Annotated in this window: 16 protein-coding genes; 6 read left to right on the forward strand and 10 right to left on the reverse strand. The window is 61.3% G+C overall.

Features of this window, described 5'->3' with window-relative positions:
- Positions 1-32: 32 nt before the first annotated feature.
- Positions 33-686, forward strand: a complete 654-nt coding sequence (locus AD665_RS01445) for a DedA family protein (RefSeq protein WP_053190605.1) — start codon at positions 33-35, stop codon at positions 684-686.
- On the opposite strand, the gene AD665_RS01450 is transcribed toward AD665_RS01445, so the two are convergent.
- A complete protein-coding gene (locus AD665_RS01450; RefSeq protein WP_024780523.1) occupies positions 637-1872 on the reverse strand; it encodes a sterol desaturase family protein in 1236 nt (411 codons plus the stop codon). The genes AD665_RS01445 and AD665_RS01450 overlap by 50 nt on opposite strands.
- Before the next feature lie 113 nt (positions 1873-1985).
- On the opposite strand from AD665_RS01450, the gene elbB reads away from it, so the two are divergent.
- On the forward strand, positions 1986-2654 hold the full coding sequence (elbB, locus tag AD665_RS01455; protein WP_024780524.1) for an isoprenoid biosynthesis glyoxalase ElbB: 669 nt from the start codon (positions 1986-1988) through the stop codon (positions 2652-2654).
- Positions 2655-2774: 120 nt separating this feature from the next.
- Here elbB and AD665_RS01460 read toward each other — a convergent pair whose 3' ends face one another.
- Both AD665_RS01460 and AD665_RS01465 read right to left on the reverse strand, forming a co-directional pair.
- Positions 2775-3230, reverse strand: a complete 456-nt coding sequence (locus AD665_RS01460; protein WP_024780525.1) for a YaiI/YqxD family protein — start codon at positions 3228-3230, stop codon at positions 2775-2777.
- Positions 3230-5128: an FTR1 family protein gene (locus tag AD665_RS01465; RefSeq protein WP_053190607.1), complete on the reverse strand. Its 1899-nt coding sequence runs from the start codon at positions 5126-5128 to the stop codon at positions 3230-3232. Before AD665_RS01465 ends, AD665_RS01460 begins: the two co-directional genes overlap by 1 nt.
- Before the next feature lie 312 nt (positions 5129-5440).
- On the opposite strand from AD665_RS01465, the gene AD665_RS01470 reads away from it, so the two are divergent.
- The 4 genes from AD665_RS01470 to AD665_RS01485 all read left to right on the forward strand — a co-directional run bounded on the left by AD665_RS01470 (position 5441) and on the right by AD665_RS01485 (position 8652).
- Complete coding sequence (locus tag AD665_RS01470; protein WP_024780527.1) at positions 5441-6838, forward strand: COG3014 family protein; 1398 nt, start codon at positions 5441-5443, stop codon at positions 6836-6838.
- An 18-nt stretch (positions 6839-6856) separates the two neighbouring features.
- Positions 6857-7228 (forward strand): YcfL family putative periplasmic lipoprotein, encoded by a 372-nt coding sequence (locus tag AD665_RS01475; RefSeq protein WP_024780528.1) that lies wholly within the window; start codon positions 6857-6859, stop codon positions 7226-7228.
- Positions 7229-7317: 89 nt separating this feature from the next.
- The gene (lpoB, locus tag AD665_RS01480; protein WP_024780529.1) at positions 7318-7905 is read left to right on the forward strand and encodes a penicillin-binding protein activator LpoB; all 588 of its coding nucleotides are present in this window, start codon (positions 7318-7320) and stop codon (positions 7903-7905) included.
- Between the two features lie 3 nt (positions 7906-7908).
- On the forward strand, positions 7909-8652 hold the full coding sequence (locus tag AD665_RS01485; protein WP_053190609.1) for a hypothetical protein: 744 nt from the start codon (positions 7909-7911) through the stop codon (positions 8650-8652).
- On the opposite strand, the gene AD665_RS01490 is transcribed toward AD665_RS01485, so the two are convergent.
- The 7 genes from AD665_RS01490 to AD665_RS01520 all read right to left on the reverse strand — a co-directional run bounded on the left by AD665_RS01490 (position 8649) and on the right by AD665_RS01520 (position 18110).
- A complete protein-coding gene (locus AD665_RS01490; protein WP_080996560.1) occupies positions 8649-10979 on the reverse strand; it encodes a T6SS phospholipase effector Tle1-like catalytic domain-containing protein in 2331 nt (776 codons plus the stop codon). The genes AD665_RS01485 and AD665_RS01490 overlap by 4 nt on opposite strands.
- A 179-nt stretch (positions 10980-11158) precedes the next feature.
- Positions 11159-11680, reverse strand: coding sequence for a Tli1a family immunity protein (gene tli1a, locus AD665_RS01495; protein ID WP_024780532.1), 522 nt, complete (start codon positions 11678-11680; stop codon positions 11159-11161).
- Positions 11677-12489: a toxin Tle1 chaperone Tla1 gene (tla1, locus tag AD665_RS01500; RefSeq protein WP_024780533.1), complete on the reverse strand. Its 813-nt coding sequence runs from the start codon at positions 12487-12489 to the stop codon at positions 11677-11679. Before tla1 ends, tli1a begins: the two co-directional genes overlap by 4 nt.
- Positions 12490-12513: 24 nt before the next feature.
- Positions 12514-14610 (reverse strand): type VI secretion system tip protein TssI/VgrG, encoded by a 2097-nt coding sequence (gene tssI / locus AD665_RS01505; RefSeq protein WP_053190613.1) that lies wholly within the window; start codon positions 14608-14610, stop codon positions 12514-12516.
- A 276-nt stretch (positions 14611-14886) separates the two neighbouring features.
- Positions 14887-15519, reverse strand: coding sequence for a homoserine/homoserine lactone efflux protein (gene rhtB / locus AD665_RS01510; RefSeq protein ID WP_024780535.1), 633 nt, complete (start codon positions 15517-15519; stop codon positions 14887-14889).
- Between the two features lie 99 nt (positions 15520-15618).
- On the reverse strand, positions 15619-16200 hold the full coding sequence (locus AD665_RS01515; protein WP_024780536.1) for a mechanosensitive ion channel family protein: 582 nt from the start codon (positions 16198-16200) through the stop codon (positions 15619-15621).
- The gene (locus tag AD665_RS01520) at positions 16200-18110 is read right to left on the reverse strand and encodes an ATP-binding cassette domain-containing protein (RefSeq protein ID WP_024780537.1); all 1911 of its coding nucleotides are present in this window, start codon (positions 18108-18110) and stop codon (positions 16200-16202) included. Before AD665_RS01520 ends, AD665_RS01515 begins: the two co-directional genes overlap by 1 nt.
- Between the last annotated feature and the right edge of the window lie 15 nt (positions 18111-18125).

Consider the following 18125-nt stretch of genomic DNA (forward strand, 5'->3'; position numbering starts at 1 on the left):
GGCTGCGCGTTCATTTCGCCAGCACCCAGACAATGCTCCAGCAATTTCTACATGACTTCGGCTATCTTGCCCTTTTCATCGGCACGTTCTTCGAAGGCGAAACCATCCTCGTGCTCGCAGGTTTCCTGGCGTTCCGTGGCTACATGGACATCAATTTCGTGGTGGTCGTGGCGTTTTGCGGTAGCTACGCGGGTGATCAGCTGTGGTATTTCCTGGGACGCAAGCATGGGCGCAAGCTGCTGGCGCGCAAGCCTCGCTGGCAACTGATGGGTGATCGTGCGCTGGAGCACATCCGCAGGCACCCGGACATCTGGGTCCTGAGCTTTCGCTTCGTCTATGGCCTGCGTACGGTGATGCCGGTGGCCATCGGCCTGTCAGGCTACCCACCGGGGCGTTACCTGCTGCTCAACGGCATTGGCGCAGCGATCTGGGCGACCGCACTGGCCGCCGCCGCCTATCACTTTGGCGCTGTGCTCGAAGGCATGCTGGGCAGTATCAAGAAGTATGAATTGTGGGTACTCGGCGCGTTGCTGGTGCTGGGCTTGTGCCTGTGGTTGCGTCGACGGATCAAGAATGCGCGATTGGCGAAGAAGGTCCTCGAAGCCGAGCGGCTTGAACGCATAAGCTCTGGTGAACCTACGACGCCAACCGAGCAAACCGGTTGCGACAGTAATAGAGCCCCATGACGCTGAACAGGCTGTAGCTGAGCAAGCCGACCCAGGCCAAGGGGCCTACCGGCCACAACCCGGCCAGCGGCGCCAGCCACACCAGGGGCAGATTCGAAGCCAGCCGCAGCAGCTCCAGCCTCAGCGCCCACGGGCGATTCTCCAGGGCCACACCCAATACGAACAGACCGAACGCCACCGCCCCCCAACCCAGTACAAGGGCTGCGACGGGCAGGCTGCTCTCCAGATTCATCAGATAACTGCCCAGCGCGATGTACAGGCAGAACTGCAGCGCCACGTATCCCTGTTGTCGCCCGTCCAGCGGCACTTCGAATTTGCGGAAACGGCTCAGGTCCGGTTTGTCCAGCGGGTATCTCACCGCCACATCCGCCGGTCGCCAGCCCGTGGGCATGAACCAGATTCGCAGCTTGTCCCACCACCGTCCGGCCCGTCGGGCATCCGTCCATAACTGCACATAGAACTGCAGATTCGCCCACAACGGGTTCCAGCTCGCCAACGGCGTGGTGACGCCGAAAATCACCGGTTCGCAGTCCTCTTCCTCTTGGAAGGTGCCGAACAGACGGTCCCAAATAATGAACACCCCGCCGTAGTTGCGATCCATGTAAAGAGGGTTCTGCGCATGGTGGGCACGATGATTGGACGGCGTGACGAAGCACCATTCCAGCCAGCCAAGCTTGGGAATGTGCTGGGTGTGAACCCAGAACTGGTACAGCAGGTTCAGCGCCGCGACGCTGACGAACACCGTCAGCGGCACGCCCAGCACGGCCAGCGGCAGGTAGAACACCCAGCTCAACAGAAACCCGGTGCTGGTCTGGCGCAGCGCCGTGGAGAGGTTGTAGTCCTCGCTCTGGTGATGCACCGAATGGGCGGCCCAGAGGATATTGCGCTCATGGCCCATGCGATGCAGCCAGTAATAGCAAAAGTCATAGAACACGAAGGCAAATATCCAGACCCAAGCCTGGTCGACAGGCATCCGGACAAGAGCAAGATGTTTCAGGGCAAAGGCGTAGGTCACCAGCCCCACGCCCTTGGTCAGCAGACCGGTAGTGGTGGACAGCACGCCGGTGCTCAGGCTGTTGATCGCATCGGCCATGCGGTAATGACTCACGCCACGCCAGCGGTCAGCCAGCAGCTCGACGGCAATCAGCACGAAGAAGAACGGCACGGCATACAGAATGAAATTCATGATGCGACCCGGACAAAAGATAGTCGGCAGATTAGGTTTAGCCGCCGGATAACCCTATGGCAACGAGTGACAAATTAGTGGACATTTAACGCCATGAATCTGGAGAAAAACCCATGAGCAAAAAAGTTGCAGTGATCCTTTCCGGCTGTGGCGTGTACGACGGCGCCGAGATCCACGAAAGCGTGATCACCCTGCTGCGCCTGGACCAACGCGGTGCGCAGGTCCAGTGCTTCGCCCCCAACATTGCCCAATTGCATGTGATCAATCACCTGACCGGTGAAGAAATGCCCGAAAGCCGCAACGTGCTGGTGGAGTCGGCGCGGATCGCCCGCGGTAACGTGAAGGACCTGCGCGAGGCCAGGGCCGAGGACTTCGACGCCCTGATCGTACCCGGCGGCTTCGGTTCGGCGAAGAACCTCTCCAACTTTGCCGTCGAAGGCGCTGATTGCACCGTCCAGCCGGAGTTCCTGGCGCTGACCGAGGCCTTCGCCGAGGCCGGCAAGCCGGTGGGGCTGATCTGCATTTCCCCGGCCCTGGCGGCGAAAATCTACGGCCCTGGCGTGACCTGCACCATCGGTACGGATGTCGACACCGCCGCTGCCGTGACAAAAATGGGTGGCACACATGAAGACTGCGCCGTCACCGACATTGTCGAAGACCGCGCCCGCAGGTTGGTCAGCACCCCGGCCTACATGCTCGCGCAAAACATCAGCGAAGCGGCATCCGGGATCAACAAGCTGGTGGATCGGATACTCGAGCTGACCCACGAGAACGATGCCTGAGCAACACCCAGCCAATGTGGGAGCGAGCCTGCTCGCGATAGCGTCGGTTCAGTTGATACTTTGGTTAGCTGACACACCGTCATCGCGAGCAGGCTCGCTCCCACAGGGGAACTGTCAGGCTCAGGACATCCGGCTCAAGCGCGTGAGGATCCGATCCAGCGCATTGGCGAACCCTTGCTTGTCCCGCTCGCTGTAGGCCGCAGGACCGCCGCCCATCTGGCCCTGATCACGCAAATCGGTGAACAGGTTGCGCACCGCGAGACGATCGCCCATGTTCTGTGCGTTGAACTCCTTGCCTCGCGGGTCCAGGGCCGCCACGCCCTTCTTCACCAAACGGTCGGCCAGGGGTACGTCGCTGCAGATCACCAGCTCACCCGGCCCAGCGTGTTCCACCAGATAGTCGTCCGCCGCATCAGGGCCGCTGGGTACCACGATCAACTTGACGCAGGCCAGGCCGGGCTTGATCTGAGGTTGCCCAGCCACCAGCACCACCTCGAACCGGCGCTTCAAGGCGAACTTGACCACCAGTTCTTTCGCCGCCTTGGGGCAGGCGTCAGCGTCGATCCAGACACGCATCAGGACACCTGCACCCTGCGCTTCTCCGTCACCCAGCTACGGCCGTACAACACGACAATCGCCAGGATTGCGATCACTTGAGCAGCCAGCGAATAGGCATCGGCGTGAATACCCAGCCAATCGAAGTCGAAGAACGCCACCGGACGGGTGCCGAAGATCCCGGCTTCCTGCAGCGCTTTCACGCCGTGTCCGGCGAAGACCACCGACAACGCGCACAGCAACGCGGCGTTGATACTGAAGAACAGCGCCAATGGCAGTCGCGCCGACCCGCGCAGGATTACCCAGGCCAGTCCTACCAGCAGCACCAGCGCCGTCGTGCCACCGGCCAGTACGGCGTTATGCCCGGCTGGGCCTGCTTGCAGCCACAGGGTTTCGTAGAACAGGATCACTTCGAACAGTTCGCGATAGACCGAGAAGAACGCCAGGACGGCGAAACCGAAACGGCCACCACCGCCGACCAGGCTGCTCTTGATGTAATCCTGCCAGGCCGCCGCGTGACGGCGGTCGTGCATCCACACACCCAACCACAGCACCATCACACTGGCGAACAACGCCGTTGCACCTTCAAGCAACTCACGCTGGGAACCGCTGACGTCGATCACATAGGCAGCCAGGGCCCAGGTTGCCAGACCGGCCAGCAGCGCCAGCCCCCAACCCGCGTTGACGCTACGAACCGCCGACTCCTGGCCGGTGTTGCGCAGGAACGCCAGGATCGCCGCCAAAACCAGGATCGCTTCCAGTCCTTCGCGCAATAGAATCAGCAAACCCGAGATGTAACTCAGCGACCAGCTCAGACCATCTCCGCCCAACAGTCCCGCCGACGCTTTCAGCTTGGCCTTGGCCGCATCCAGGCGCTGTTCGGCCTGCTCCACCGGCAAACCGTCCTGCAGAGACTGACGATAAGCCATCAGGGCCTTTTCAGTGTCCTTGCGCGCAGTGGCATCGACGTTATCCAACGAGCTTTCCACCAGCTCGAAGCCCTCCAGGTAAGCCGCTACCGACAAGTCATAGGCCTGGTCGTGATCACCGGCACGATAGGCCGCGATACTTTTATCGAGGGTGGCAGCGGTGTAGTCGAGCAACTGCGCCGGGCCACGCTGCACCTGCGGTGGCTGGGCACGCTGGGCGCGGAAGGTTGTCGCCGCAGCGGGGCCCTGGGCCGCCAGCACTTCAGCCGGGGTCTGGCGGGCCAGATCGGCAAGGTTGAAGGTCTGTTCGCTCTTGGTCGCCGCCGGATCGGCACTGAAACCGGCGATGTAGGCTGCCAGGTCCCAGCGCTGCCGCTCATCGAGCTGATCGGCGAAAGCCGGCATGTCGGTCCCTTCGATGCCCATGCCGAGGGTGTTGTAAATCGCGTAGAGACTCAAGTGATCGAGACGCCGACCGTCACGCAGGTTGGAGGGCGCAGGCTCCAGACCGACACCGGCAGGGCCGTCGCCGGCGCCACTGTCACCGTGACACACCGAGCAGTTCTGGGCATACAGCGGCGCGCCACGGGCCGGGTCCGGGGTAATGACCGGCGCCTGGCTGACTTCATAGGCCACTGCCAGCTTCGCCCCCAGTTGACGTGCCAGGCGGGCGACATCGCCGCCATCCTGATGCAGGGTAATCGCCTGGCGCAAGGCACCGATACCCTGTGTGAGCTCAGCCTTTTGCGGCTTGGTCGGCAGCGCAACGACCAACCCTTCCAGGACGTGGGTGAATTCCAGCTGCTCGCGATACTCGGACTCGTCGATAACCTTGCCCGCCTCGACGGTTTCCGGGTAGTCGGCGCCAATGTAATCCAGCAAGTGCAACGCCTGGGAAGCGCCTTCGACAGTATTGGCCAGCAATTGATTGCTGCACAGGGCGAGCAACGGCAGTGCAAGCCAGGCCAGAAAACGAAGCGGGGCAATCATGAATGACTCTCAATTGGAAATAAGAAGTAACACATTGTTCACTTACACGGACTTTGGCTCAAGAGCGAATGTGTTTCGGCGGCACATTTTCATCGGATTTTCATGCTTTGGAAGTGATGTCACAAAAACGGCGTTTCGAGATTGAAAAGCCATTACATAGCCAACGGCCATGTCTATAATCGCGCCGCCTTATTATAAGAACTTGGCATAAAAGCTCCTCTGCTTATGAGGAACCGATAGCGTCCCGACGCCGTCCGTGGATCGACCCAGCCCGACCCGCCCACCTGGCTGCTACTCAGGGAAGAAATGTTCATGGCCTCCCGTGCCGTTTTTTCGGTCGCCCTCGGTGCGATCACCTTGCTGTCCGGCTGCTCGGTTTTTCGCAACTACGACAGTGAACTGACCCAGACCAATCAAGAGCTGGCGTCCGGCAATGTCGATGCCGCGTTGACCCTGCTGGAAAAGAACAACACCGGTCAAGACCGGGATCTGTTGTATTACTTTGAAAAAGGTGAGCTGCTGCGTGCCAAAGGCGATCTGTCTGGCAGCCAGACAGCCTGGACCAGCGCCGATCAGCAGGTCGGCCAGTGGGAAGATGCGGTCAAGCTCGACACCGCCAAGTACGTGGCGCAGTTCGGCAGCTTCCTGGTCAACGATAAAGTCCGGCGCTATGAGGGCTACGACTACGAAAAGGTCATGCTGACCACACAGATGGCCCTGAATCTGCTGGCCGTGAACGATTTCGACGGCGCCCGGACCCAGATCAAGAAAACCCATGAACGCGAAGCGGTGATTGCCGATCTGCGGGACAAGGAATACCTCAAGCGCGAAGAAGAGGCCGAGCAGCAAGGGGTCAAGACCGAGTACAAGGACCTTCAGGGTTATCCGGTCGCCAGCCTCGACGCGCCCGAAGTGGTGGGTCTGAAAAACAGCTACCAGAGCGCGTTCAGCCATTACCTGGCCGGTTTCGTCTACGAGGCCCTGGGGGAGAAAGGCCTGGCCGCACCGGGTTATCGCAAGGCAGCAGAGCTGCGCCCCAACACACCCTTGCTGGAACAGGCATTGCTCAACCTGGACAAGCCTGCAGCCAAGAATGATGACAGCGACATCCTGATCGTGGTGCAAAGCGGCCTGGCACCGTCCCGCGACTCGATCCGCATCCCCCTGCCGTTGCCTATCAGTGGCCACATCGTCATCACGCCACTGTCGTTCCCGGTGATCAAGCCTGACACCTCCACCGTGACCTTCGCCCAGATCGATGTCGATGGTCGCCAGATGGATCTGACCCCGCTCAACAGCGTCACCGCCATGTCCCGCCGCGCCCTTCGCGACGACATGCCCGGCATCATCCTGCGCACCACCGTGCGAGCCGTCACCCGTGGCGTGGCGCAAAAGCAGATCAACGACACCAACCCGTTGGCCGGCCTGGCCGTGGGCCTCACGTCGGCCGTGCTCGAAGGCGCCGATACCCGGACCTGGCGCACCCTGCCGGATTACACCCAAGTGGTGCGCCTGCGCCTGAAGAAGGGCGAGCACCAGGTCATCCTGCCCAACGCGGTAGGTGGTTCGGTGGTCAAGGTGGTGGTCGACCAGCGCTACCAGGTTGTCACTCTGCGGGCCGTGGGCAATCAGGTCTTTGCCGGGGGCCTGGCCGCCCAGGTGATGCCGAGTGGCAACCCGACCGCCGTCGCCAGCCTCAAACAACCTTAAGAACGGAGTCTTGTCCACATGCGTTCAAAACTGATCGTCGTCTGCGCCCTGGCCTTGCTGGCCGGTTGCGCCACCCCGCCACCCCCTGAGCCGGGCAGTGCCGCCAGCAAGGTCGTAGCGATGGGCAAGACAAAGAACATCGTGGTCGGCGCCATGCGCGTGGCCCGGGAAAACGGCTACATGACCGTCAATGTGCAGCTGAGCAACACCAGTTACAACAACAAGACGATGTACTACCGCTTTGCCTGGCTGGGGCCTGAAGGCTTTCCGATTGCCGAAGAGGAAACCTGGAAAAGCCTGACACTTTACGGCGAACAAACCAGCTTCCTGCCAGCCATCGCGCCGACCCCCAAGGCCGTGGACTTCCGGTTGGAAATCAATACGCCGTAGGAGCCGCCGAAGGCAGCTCCTACGGCGCATTCCAACCTAAATAATTCTGCTGCCAAGAATCCTTTACGCAGTTACTCGAGAGCGCTTCCATGTTCACACGCGTTGCATTCATCACCCTCGCCGCCCTGCTGGTCAGCGGCTGTGCCAACAACTCCCCGGTACTGGGCAACAAGAATATTACCTATGGTGACACCAAGGCCGTGGAAACCGTGACCAACGAGTTCGGCTCCACCGACCTGCAGATGATTGCCGAGTCCATGACCCGCTCACTGGCCCAGTCCGGTGTCCTGCACGGTCGTCCGGTGGTTCAGGTCTATGACGTGAAGAACAAGACCAGCGAGTACATCGATACCCGTGAAATCACCACCAGCATCAAGACCCAGCTGATGAAGACCGGCGCGGCGCGCTTTGCCAGCGACAACAACGCCATGGACAGCCAGGTCGACCAGCTCAAGCTGCAGAACCAGAGCGGACTGTACAAGAAGAGCACCGTGGCCAAGACCGGCAACATGATCGCCGCCAAATACCGCCTCGAAGGCTCTATCAGCTCGATCGTCAAGCGCAGCAGCGACTACAAGGACGTCTTCTACAAATTCAGCCTGCAATTGATCGACGTCGAAAGCGGTCTGGCCGAGTGGATGGACGAAAAAGAAATCCGCAAGACCACGGAGCGCTAAGCCATGCGCACATGGATAGGCATCATGGCCCTGGCCTGCGCGTTCGGCGCGCAGGCGGCCCCGAAAGTCGCCGTTACCGACCTGGCCTACCAGCAACGGGTGGAGGAATACATCCACACCGTTTCGGCCCAGAGCAACTTCCAGGCGAATACCTACAGTGCCAGCGCGTCGTCGAGCTACGACGAGATGGAAGCCACCAGCAGCTATATCGAGCAAGGCGAACTGCGCAAGTTCACCGGTGACATCAAGGGTGAAATCCTGCGCAGCGGCATGTTCCAGCTAGTACAGGGCACGCCTCACACCGAGTCCTCCACCGGCGACGTCTACGATGTAATCAAGCGCATCAGAGCCGGACGCTTCAAGGGCGCCGACTACGTGCTATTCGGCACGGTATCGGACATCGATTTCACCCGAGACATCAATGAACTGGCCAACACCGACAGCTACTCGGCGGTGCTAGGACTGACCCTGGTGGCCGACTTCAGCCTGATCAACACCCGGACCTTCGAAATCACCTCGGCGTTCACCGCCATGGGTGAAGGCCAGGACACCAAATTGCTGAACCACCGGGACGCACGCATCAGCCTCAACCGCCCTCGCGTGGTACGCGACGTGTCCAAGTCCTTGGGCGAGGACGTGGCGCGACAACTGAGCGAGCAGCTCGGCGGTCCAAGCCATGAGCCGCCCGGCGAGCCGGTACCACGCAACAACCTGCCACGGGACACCGCACCGGTAATCCTGCGCTAAGCACCGGAGCCCCTGCTCCCCAACCCTGGGACAGAGGCTCCTGCGGCGCCATCAAGCGTCTGCCTGAGCCGTCCCAAGCAGTCGCTCTCCGGCTTTCTCACAGATTGAATCGCGTCCAGCAACGGTTGCCACCTGTGACTATCCGCCGTCTGTTCATTCAGCGGTGTTGGGGACGGCAAGGCTTGGGCCAGCTTCAGGACATTTCCGACTTGCCGCGTGTAAGCACGAACCTCATCGAGCCCCTCGTCTAATGGCAGTGCGATACCGGTGGCGCTATCAAAGGCCTCGATCGTCGGAACGATGCCAAGCTTGCCACGGAGCACCGGGATGCCGAGCCCCGGCATCAACAGGCCCACCAACAGGCGTGGATCTCGACGGCTGACACTCAGGCCAACACTGGCGAGCACCACGGCCACGCCGATGACCTGCCCGGCCGTCGCCAACAGCGACAAGCGCTTATTGGACTCCTCATCGAAAAAAATCGCTCGATATCGGAAGTAGTCACTGAATACTTCCCGCTCGTTCAGCGCCGCGTTCATGAACCAGGCGCGAGAATCGTGGACATGTTCATCGAACAACCGCACCAGATCCCAGGCTTCATCATCGCGAGGCGCCAGGTCCTCACCGAACCAGCGCACCACTTCCCGATTGCCGGCCCGGCGCAGGTCACGGTATTCCTCCGCTTCATCCTGCTCGTTGAGCAGGTAGACCAGGCCGCCAACCGACGCATTGATGAGGCGACCTTGACTCAGGCCGGGGTCGAGGGGACTCAGGTTCCACTCAGGAATGTAGTCGCGGCGAAAATCCAGCATGGCGCCGTGCAACTGACGTTGATCCAGGCTCGGCTCAAACGTTTTTGCTGTATTGAGAGCAATCTCACCCACACCGGTCCGTTGTTCATAAGTGCGCTTCAGGGCCGAATGTCTTTCATGATCAGCGGAAGCGGCGGGAGGCTCCTTGCCGGCACGCAGGGCGGTATTTTTCTCCTGTTGTCGCCGGTGCAGCGTGGAGAAGGCCGAACGTTCCTCGTCGCTCATGTCCTTGCCCTGCACGTGGGCCCAGGCCGAGGTGGTGCGAAAGAGAAAATTGGCGTAGCGGTTGATGCGCCAACCGGTAATCAGCCCGGCTTCTCGGGCCATAACCTCTTCGAGGGGCCCATTGTCCTGGGCATCGAGCCAGATATTGAAGCGACGGATCAGCGTTGGGGAGACATCGAAAGCGTCGTAGGTCCCGCCATCCATGACCAACCACGGCCAGCGCTCTTTCTGCTCATCGCTGAGGGCACTGGCAGGTGCCTGCAAGGGAGCGCCGACCTGATAGGCCTCATGAAACATGTGCTGCAAGGGCAATTGGGACAGCAGCTCATGACTGCCTCCCAACGCCTTGCCCTGCTCTCCCGGCGGATAACCTCCGCCAACATCCGAATGCACCCCCGGATAGAGGTATTCAAATGTGCCCGTGCGATAAGTGGATGGACAATCGGGGTCGTCGGGATCGGCTTTTCGACGAATCGAATCCAGGGGGAAACTGCCCCGCTGCTCATGGGCTGCCACCAGGTGTACACAACGCTCCAGGAATATCTGCGAATCGGGCAGCCGCAACGCTCCCTCCGCCCAGCCCATGTGTCCGCTGACAAAGGGCGCCAGATCCGCCATGCCCACCGACGCCACCGTGTCGAACAGACCGAGGAAACCGATGCTGATGGGCACACCGGCGAACAGGTGGCAGGTTTCGCCGTTCGCCCCGACTTCGGTCAGTTGACGTAACCACTGTGTAAACGTCCGGGCCTGGGCGGCGCCACGGGAGAAGCCATAGACATACAGGCGCAGGAACTTGATCCGTGGGATCGAGTGACTGGCGTGCAGACGCTCAACCGTCTCACGCAAGCCTATCAATGGCTCTTCCAGCACAGCACGCCTGCGCGCTTGTGCGGTATTGAGTGCATCCCCCACGCAACTGCTCATCCGCCGGACCCAGGCAAGGGCTTGCGCCGATTCCAGGTGCGACTCCCCACAGTGTCGACGCAAAGCATCGATCAGCCGCGTCAGGCCCCAGTTGATGCGATTTTCGCCACCACGAGCCGCCACCAGCCCCATGGCGTCAGGTTCAAACTCACCGACTTCCGGAAACTCGGTGCCGACACCCTGCATGTAATAGGCATAGAAACCTGCCTCATTGGCCCGGCTTTGCCCCGGACCGGTGCCGCCACCCAGGCTGGCGTGATACAGGCGCGCGACGTTGCTGGTGGTCGGCGGGTGGTTCCGCTTGTCTGTGGGTTCGTGGTTATTGGTGCCGTCAAAACACAACGTGACATGCAACACGTCCATGCAGGGTGGGCCGGAATAGGGAATGTCTGCCGCCCTGCAAGCCGCTCTGTAAATGTTCGCAGCCTCGGTCAAGGTTTTCTGCTGTTCGACATGGTTGTGCGCGACGTCTTTAGGCGTTCGCGGCAACATTCCCTCTTTGGCAAAAAACGGCGTCACGGCCAGGGGCTGCGGCCTGCTTCTCAATGTACCGGGCATGGCGACAGCGCCTCCATCCTGCGGGGGAAACCAAAGGGATAACCGGGCATGCCCGGCAACGTCACCACCGCGGACACGGCGACTTGATCACAAGGCAGGAAATGCACGTCAACCACACCGAGCCGCTCGTAGGGCGCCACCTCAACCCAGACGCTGTGCCGGCTGTAGCCGGCCCGATGGGCTTTCATCCGCGTCCGCCATTCATCCGTGTGCCGTCGCTCCGGCCAACTGCCATAAGCGTGGGGCGCCGGATCCTTTTCCCACTCCACCAACACCTTCAGTCCCGGACTCCATTGGGCAGGCATCCCGACACAACAGTTCTGCTTGCCGCCACCGCCATAAGGACCGATGCCCGGCCCACCGTTGCGGTTGACGCTGAAGTGATGGATGGCCGCCGACGTATGGTTATAGCCTTCGATGGGCGTGCCGATCAGGCTGGTCTGCGCAGGCATGCAACCGCAAAGAGCACTGAAGACCGACAACCCCCATGTCCCTGGACGCGTCATTGGCCGATACCTCGTTTGCCCTTCGCTTGGGCGGCACACTCCACGAGCCATTCCTCGAGGAACTGCTCCCGCGCCGCTCCCATCAGCCGCTGACGGTCCGCATCGACATGAACGCGAAAAGCCTGGTGGATGAAGGTCTCGAACGAATCGAAACCGTAAGGGCCCGGTAGGATTTCCTGCCGGGCACACCACTGTTGCGCATCGCTGAGGACGCCCACTTCGGCGATTTGCTCATCGCTCAACCGCAACACCGGTGCGCCCTGCCCCACATCCCTCTGCCGGACATCGAATCCCGCCATCTGGCAGGCCTTGCCATCGCGGTCGATCCACTGCCAATTGATGACGCCCTCATGGAGCATCCTGAGCTGGTCGGGATCGAGCAGTTCGCACAAGAGTCTGAACAAGCGGGTGTCGTAGTAGCGCAGCACACCGCTTTTGTGGCCCTGATCCCATTCAGCCTGGGTGCACCGTCCCAGGCGTTCGCCAAGGGCATCGAACGACCAGCGGCTGAACAGCGCCAGCACTCGCGAATGGCGGTAGCACATCTGGATGAAGTCCTTCAGCCAGAGCTGCTGCACGGCATCGAAGAGCAGAACCCGCACCAGCACCGGTCCCTGGTCAGCGAAAGCCCGTTCGGGAGAATCCCGGAGCAGAAGCCGATAGCGCGGCGACGGCGCGAGCTCGTCCAAGCGTTGCAGCAGCGGATAGTCAAACAGCGCGCAGTTGATCAGCAGGTCCACATGAGTGAGGCCGCAGGCCTTGGCCTGAGCGTATAGATGTTGCAGCCATTGCAGGGCAGTTGGAGACATGATCATCCTTGAAAGTTGACCCGCTCAGAGACGGGCGGCCAAGCCTCTGACCTGGGCTTGGGCCTGTTGAAAGCAACGTTTGCACAGCACGCCGATCGACAGGGGCGCTCTACCCGCCGGCGGCCCGGTCGCGCCTTCACTTATCGCAACGACGCCGGTCGAAGTGGCTGCGCGTCCGGCCACTGGGTCATCGGTTTCCCCCGGCCGGCGGGCAGACTTGTTCTGCAAAGTCGCTCCAGGACCCGGACCGCCTCCCGGTTCGATGGGAGTGCTGCTGAAAATGCCGTCGGCACCAATACGCAGAAAATGGCCACCGCCTTCCAGGGTCAGCTGCGATCCGGACTTGACTGTCAGCGCACCCGCGCATTCGATCTGCAGGACCTGCCCGGCGCGAATCACCAGGGTCTCACCGGCCTGTGCATGGAGGCTGCCGTTGATGTTGAGAAAATCGTCGGCATTCAGTTGCGTTACGCGATGCCCTCCAACGGTGTGGTGCTCCTCGCCCCGTATTTCGCTGTAGTGCTGACCGGCCAGGGTAATGCGCTGGTCGCGGCCGATCTCCAGCGTGTGGTCATTGCGCACGTTGGCGAACAGGTCGCGTTCGGCCCGCAGATAGATCCGTTCGGCCCCCTTTCTGTCTTCGATGTGCAACTCGTTGCTGCCATCCCCTCCCGGCGAGCTTCGACTCTTGAAGACACTGCGGGTGTCGTTGAGGGGTAAGCCATGGGGAACCGGATTGGCCTTGTTTGGCACGCAACCGGTGATCAGCGGTTGATCGGGATCGCCCGCAAGAAAAGTGATCACGACTTCCATGCCGACCCGGGGGATCAACTGGGTACCAAACCCATCCCCCGCCCATCCGGTGGCGACTCGCACCCAGCAACTGCTCCGCTCCGGGTTGCCTTCGGCACGGTCCCAATGGAAACGGACCTTGACCCGGCCATACTCGTCGCAATGAATCTCGCTGCCTTGCGGTCCGCTGACCGTGGCCGTTTCACTGACCAGCACCGGTCGACGATGCCTCACGGACGGGCGATAGAACACGTCCCACGGAACCGCCTTGAACCGGTTGCCATAGCCCTGCTCCGGTATCCCCTCCTCCACATTGCCAATGGCCTCTTCAAGGACCTGGGGCTGCGAGCCTTCATGCCTGAGCCAGGTGAGCAACCAGCGCTGGTTCCAGCAAGCCCGGCCATGGTTCTTCAGGCTCATGAAATGCCCGCTAAGCAGGGCCGGTTGATTGCTGCCGCCTTCGGCAACGCAGGTATCTCTTTGTCGACGTTGCAGGGCTCGCAGGGCCGTCTGTCGGCCCTGAGCCAGCGTCAGGAAACGCCCTGGCGCGTAGGCATAATCCTCTCGATCCGGCTGCGCCCCCTGTGCACCATGCGGGTGATGTCCAGAGGCACCTTCCAGGGTCAGGCGAGGCTTTTCGAAATCATGGTCACGTCGGGTTACCCGACTGGTGGCACCTCGTACCCGAACGGAGAAGGTCCTGATGGTGGGTTCGTCGGCGACCATCGCACCGTCAGGGACGAACGGTGTAGGTGGCAGACTCCTGAACCGGGACTGGTCATCACCAAATACCAGGACATGCTGCTGCGGCCCATGTTCGAAGTGGTAATGCCAACCCTCCTCTTCGCACAGGCGCTGGATAAAGGCCAGATCGCTTTCTTCGCACTGGGTGCAATAGTCCCGGGGTGGATATTCCGTGGGGCCCAGTTGAAAGCGGAAGGCATCCCCCAGCAGACCATGCAGTTTGAGCACCTCTGTGATGATCTGGCGAACAGTCTGTCGCTGAAAGATTCGCCGATTGAAGGCCAGCTCGAGACTGCTCAGGCGCGGCACCAGCGTCGCGTGATAATGGGTCAGCCGCTGCCCGGACTCGCCCACGGCGAAATCCGCAATTTGCCCGTGGATGCCATTGCCCAGCGTATTGAAAGCCAGAAAGGCGGGACGATGCAGAAACCGTTCAAGCGCCAGGCCGGCATGCTCACTGACAAGCCTGATTCTGAATTCAAAAGGCCGGCTGATTGCCTCCGTGCCCTCGAAGGCGAGAACACCGAGTTCATCGGGCAGGCTGTCGATCGTCAACCTGAACTGGGCTGTGGAGAGCGCGGGCATTTACGGTCACCGGATGAACGAGAGAGCTCCATGATCGAAAAATCGACGCAGGTCGTATGCAGCCCCAATCCGAACACCGCATAGGCAAATTCCCCGCTTACCCCCAGTTAGGTCTGTCAGAAAAGGCGGATTTGTAGGCTGATACCTACCCGCAAGACACAAAAAAGTGGGAGCGGGCTTGCTCGCGAATGCGGTTCGTCAGTCAAAAACACGCCAACTGATCAACCGCATTCGCGGGCAAGCCCGCTCCCACACTGATTTCCTTATGCAGTACCTTTACATAGCGGCTTTGCGAATCGTCGCCAGTAGACCCGCTGCGCCAATGAACAATCCGGCGAAGGTCCGATTCATCCGCCGTTGCTGCTTCGGAGTACGCAACAGGCGCAGGACTTTGGCAGCCAGCCCGGTGTAGCCAGCCATGACGATGAGGTCGACGCAAATCATGGTCACGCCCAGGATCAGGTACTGTTTGAGCAGAGGGGCATGGGGATCGATGAACTGCGGCAGTACCGCCAGCATGAACACCAATGCCTTGGGGTTGCTGATGTTCACCAGAAAGCCACGGAACATCAGCGCCAAGGGCTTGCCGATGGGCCGTGGAGTGGCTTCATCGCTGATCTCGCCGGGGATGGCTCGCCACTGCTTGATGCCCAGGAACACCAGGTAGGCAACCCCGAACCATTTGATTGCATAGAACGCCGTGGCTGAGGTGGAGAGGATCGCGCCGACGCCCGCAGCGACAATCACGATCTGCAACGCCAGGCCCAATTGCAGGCCCAGGGCATTCCAGTAGCCACGCCAGAAACCGTACTGCAGACCGCTGGACATCGATGCGATGGCACCCGCGCCCGGCGAAAGACTGATCACCCAACAAGCGGCGAAAAACGCCAGCCATGTTTCCAGCACCATTGCACACCTCGGCCAAGATTTCGTCTAGACGACTAAGCTAATGCGCCGCCGCGCGGCTGACCATCGTTATTTCAGAAACCTTGGAGCAGCAGGGACTGGCTACTCGACCAACCCACCCACCGGAAAAGCCTCGCTACCGCGCCAACGCCGGACCGAACGCTGGAAGAACAGGCTGTTGGGCACTTGCACCATGGAACTGCCAGTGCCGAGTTCCTCGGGCTCGATCAAAGTGGTGTAAAGCAGGTTGATCGCTACCACCCGCCCTTTGATGCCAGGCTTGTCGGTCGCTTCCACCAGCTCGACCACATCGCCCAGGCGAAATGGCCCGACGGTGTAGATCAGGACCGCGCACAGCAGATTCGACAACACGCTCCAGATGGCGAAAAACGCCACGGCCGCCACCGCGACGAAGCCGGAAATCGCGGTCCACAATACCGTGGCCGACACCCCCAGGCGCTCAAGCACCACCAGCACCGCGCTGCCCATGATCAGCCAGCGCAGCACGCCCCGCAGAACGATCAATAGGTGAGGTGGAAACGGGTAGCGCTCGCCGAGTCCCGTAAGCGCACGCGCCACGACACGCTGCATCACGTAACCGACCAGCAGGATCAGCAGGACTTGCACGCCGAGCCAGAGCGGCTCGATCCACATGACCGGGATGGGCAAGGTCAACGCTTCCATCAGGACAGCGCCTCCAGCTCCGCTTGCAGGGTTTCCAGCAATTCCAGGGCTTGCATCCACGCCTCCTCAAGCTCCGCCTCCCGAACCTTCAACCGGGCCTGTTCGGCCAGCAGATCGCGCAATTCATCCCTGCGCGCTGCTTCGTAGAGACCACTGTCCCCGAGACTGGTTTCGATTCCATGCAGTTTTTCATGCAGCTTGCCCAGCTCGGATTCGAGCTTGTCGGCCTCGCGCTTGTGCGGCGCAAGCTGCTGACGCAGGGCGGCGGCGGCCTGGCGCTGGGCTTTCTTGTCGGTCTTGTCCGGGTTCACTGGCGTCGTACTGACCGGCGCATTGCGCTGGCGGTAGTCCACCAACCAGCGTGCGTAGTCTTCGAGGTCGCCGTCGAACTCTTCGACTTTGCCGTCGGCCACCAAGAAGAAATTATCCGTGGTGCTCTTGAGCAGGTGCCGATCGTGAGACACCACCAGCACCGCCCCACTGAACTCCTGCAAGGCCATGGTGAGGGCCAGGCGCATTTCCAGGTCCAGGTGGTTGGTCGGTTCGTCGAGCAAGAGCAGATTCGGCCTCTCCCATGCGATCAACGCCAACGCCAGGCGTGCCTTCTCGCCACCGGAGAAATTCAGCACCGGCTCGTCGATGCGCGCGCCCCGGAAGTCAAAGCCGCCGAGGAAATCACGCAAGGTCTGCTCGCGTTCGGTCGGCGCCAGGCGCTGCAAGTGCAACAAAGGGCTGGCCTTGGCATCAAGGGAATCCAGCTGGTGCTGGGCAAAGTAGCCGACCACGGTATTCTCGCCACGGGTCAGGCGCCCGGCCAGGGGCTGGAGTTCACCGGAGAGGTTCTTGATCAGGGTCGATTTACCGGCACCGTTGGGGCCCAGCAGACCAATGCGCGCGCCGGGCGTCAGTTGCAGCTTGACCTTCTCCAGCACAGTCTTGTCGCCGTAGCCCAGTCGCGCGTCGGACAGGTCGATCAACGGGCTGGAGATCTTGGTCGACTCGCGGAAGACGAAATCGAACGGCGAATCGACGTGGGCCGCGGACAGCTCCTCCATCCGTTCCAGCGCCTTGATCCGACTCTGGGCCTGACGGGCCTTGGTGGCCTGGGCCTTGAAGCGGGCGATGTAGCTTTCCATGTGCGCGCGCTGCGCCTGCTGCTTCTCGTAGGCTTGCTGTTGCTGGGCCAGGCGCTCGGCACGGGCCCGTTCGAAAGCCGTATAGCCACCGCGATACAGGACGAGCTTGCGCTGATCGACATGGGCCACGTGGTCCACCACCGCGTCGAGGAAATCACGGTCGTGGGAAATCAGCAGCAGCGTGCCCGGGTAACTCTTGAGCCAGTCCTCGAGCCAGATGATGGCGTCAAGATCCAAGTGGTTGGTCGGCTCGTCGAGCAGCAGCAGATCCGAGGGGCACATCAAGGCTTGCGCCAGGTTCAGGCGCATCCGCCAACCGCCGGAGAAGTCCCCGACCTGGCGGTCCATCTGTTCGTTGGTAAAACCCAGGCCGGCGAGCAACTTGCGGGCACGGGCATCGGCGGTGTAGCCGTCGGCGCTGTCGAGCTCCGAATGCAACCGGGCCAGGGCTGCGCCGTCGTGAGCCGCTTCGGCGACAGCCAGGTCGCGTTGAACCTGACGCAGGCGTATATCGCCGTCGAGCACGTAGTCCACCGCCAGGCGTTCGAGGGTATCGACCTCCTGGCGCATGTGGGCAATACGCCAGTCAGCGGGCAGCGAGCAATCACCGGAGTCCGGGTGAAGCTCGCCCCGCAACAAGGCGAACAGGCTCGATTTGCCGGCGCCATTGGCACCGATGAGGCCAGCTTTGTGGCCGGCGTGCAGGGTCAGCTCGGCGTCTTCTAGCAGACGTTGCGGGCCACGCTGTAAAGTCAGGTTCTGAAGTCGGATCATAATGGCGGCGGAGTC

This window comes from Pseudomonas corrugata (assembly GCF_001269905.1).
In the GTDB taxonomy this organism is placed as follows: domain Bacteria; phylum Pseudomonadota; class Gammaproteobacteria; order Pseudomonadales; family Pseudomonadaceae; genus Aquipseudomonas; species Aquipseudomonas corrugata.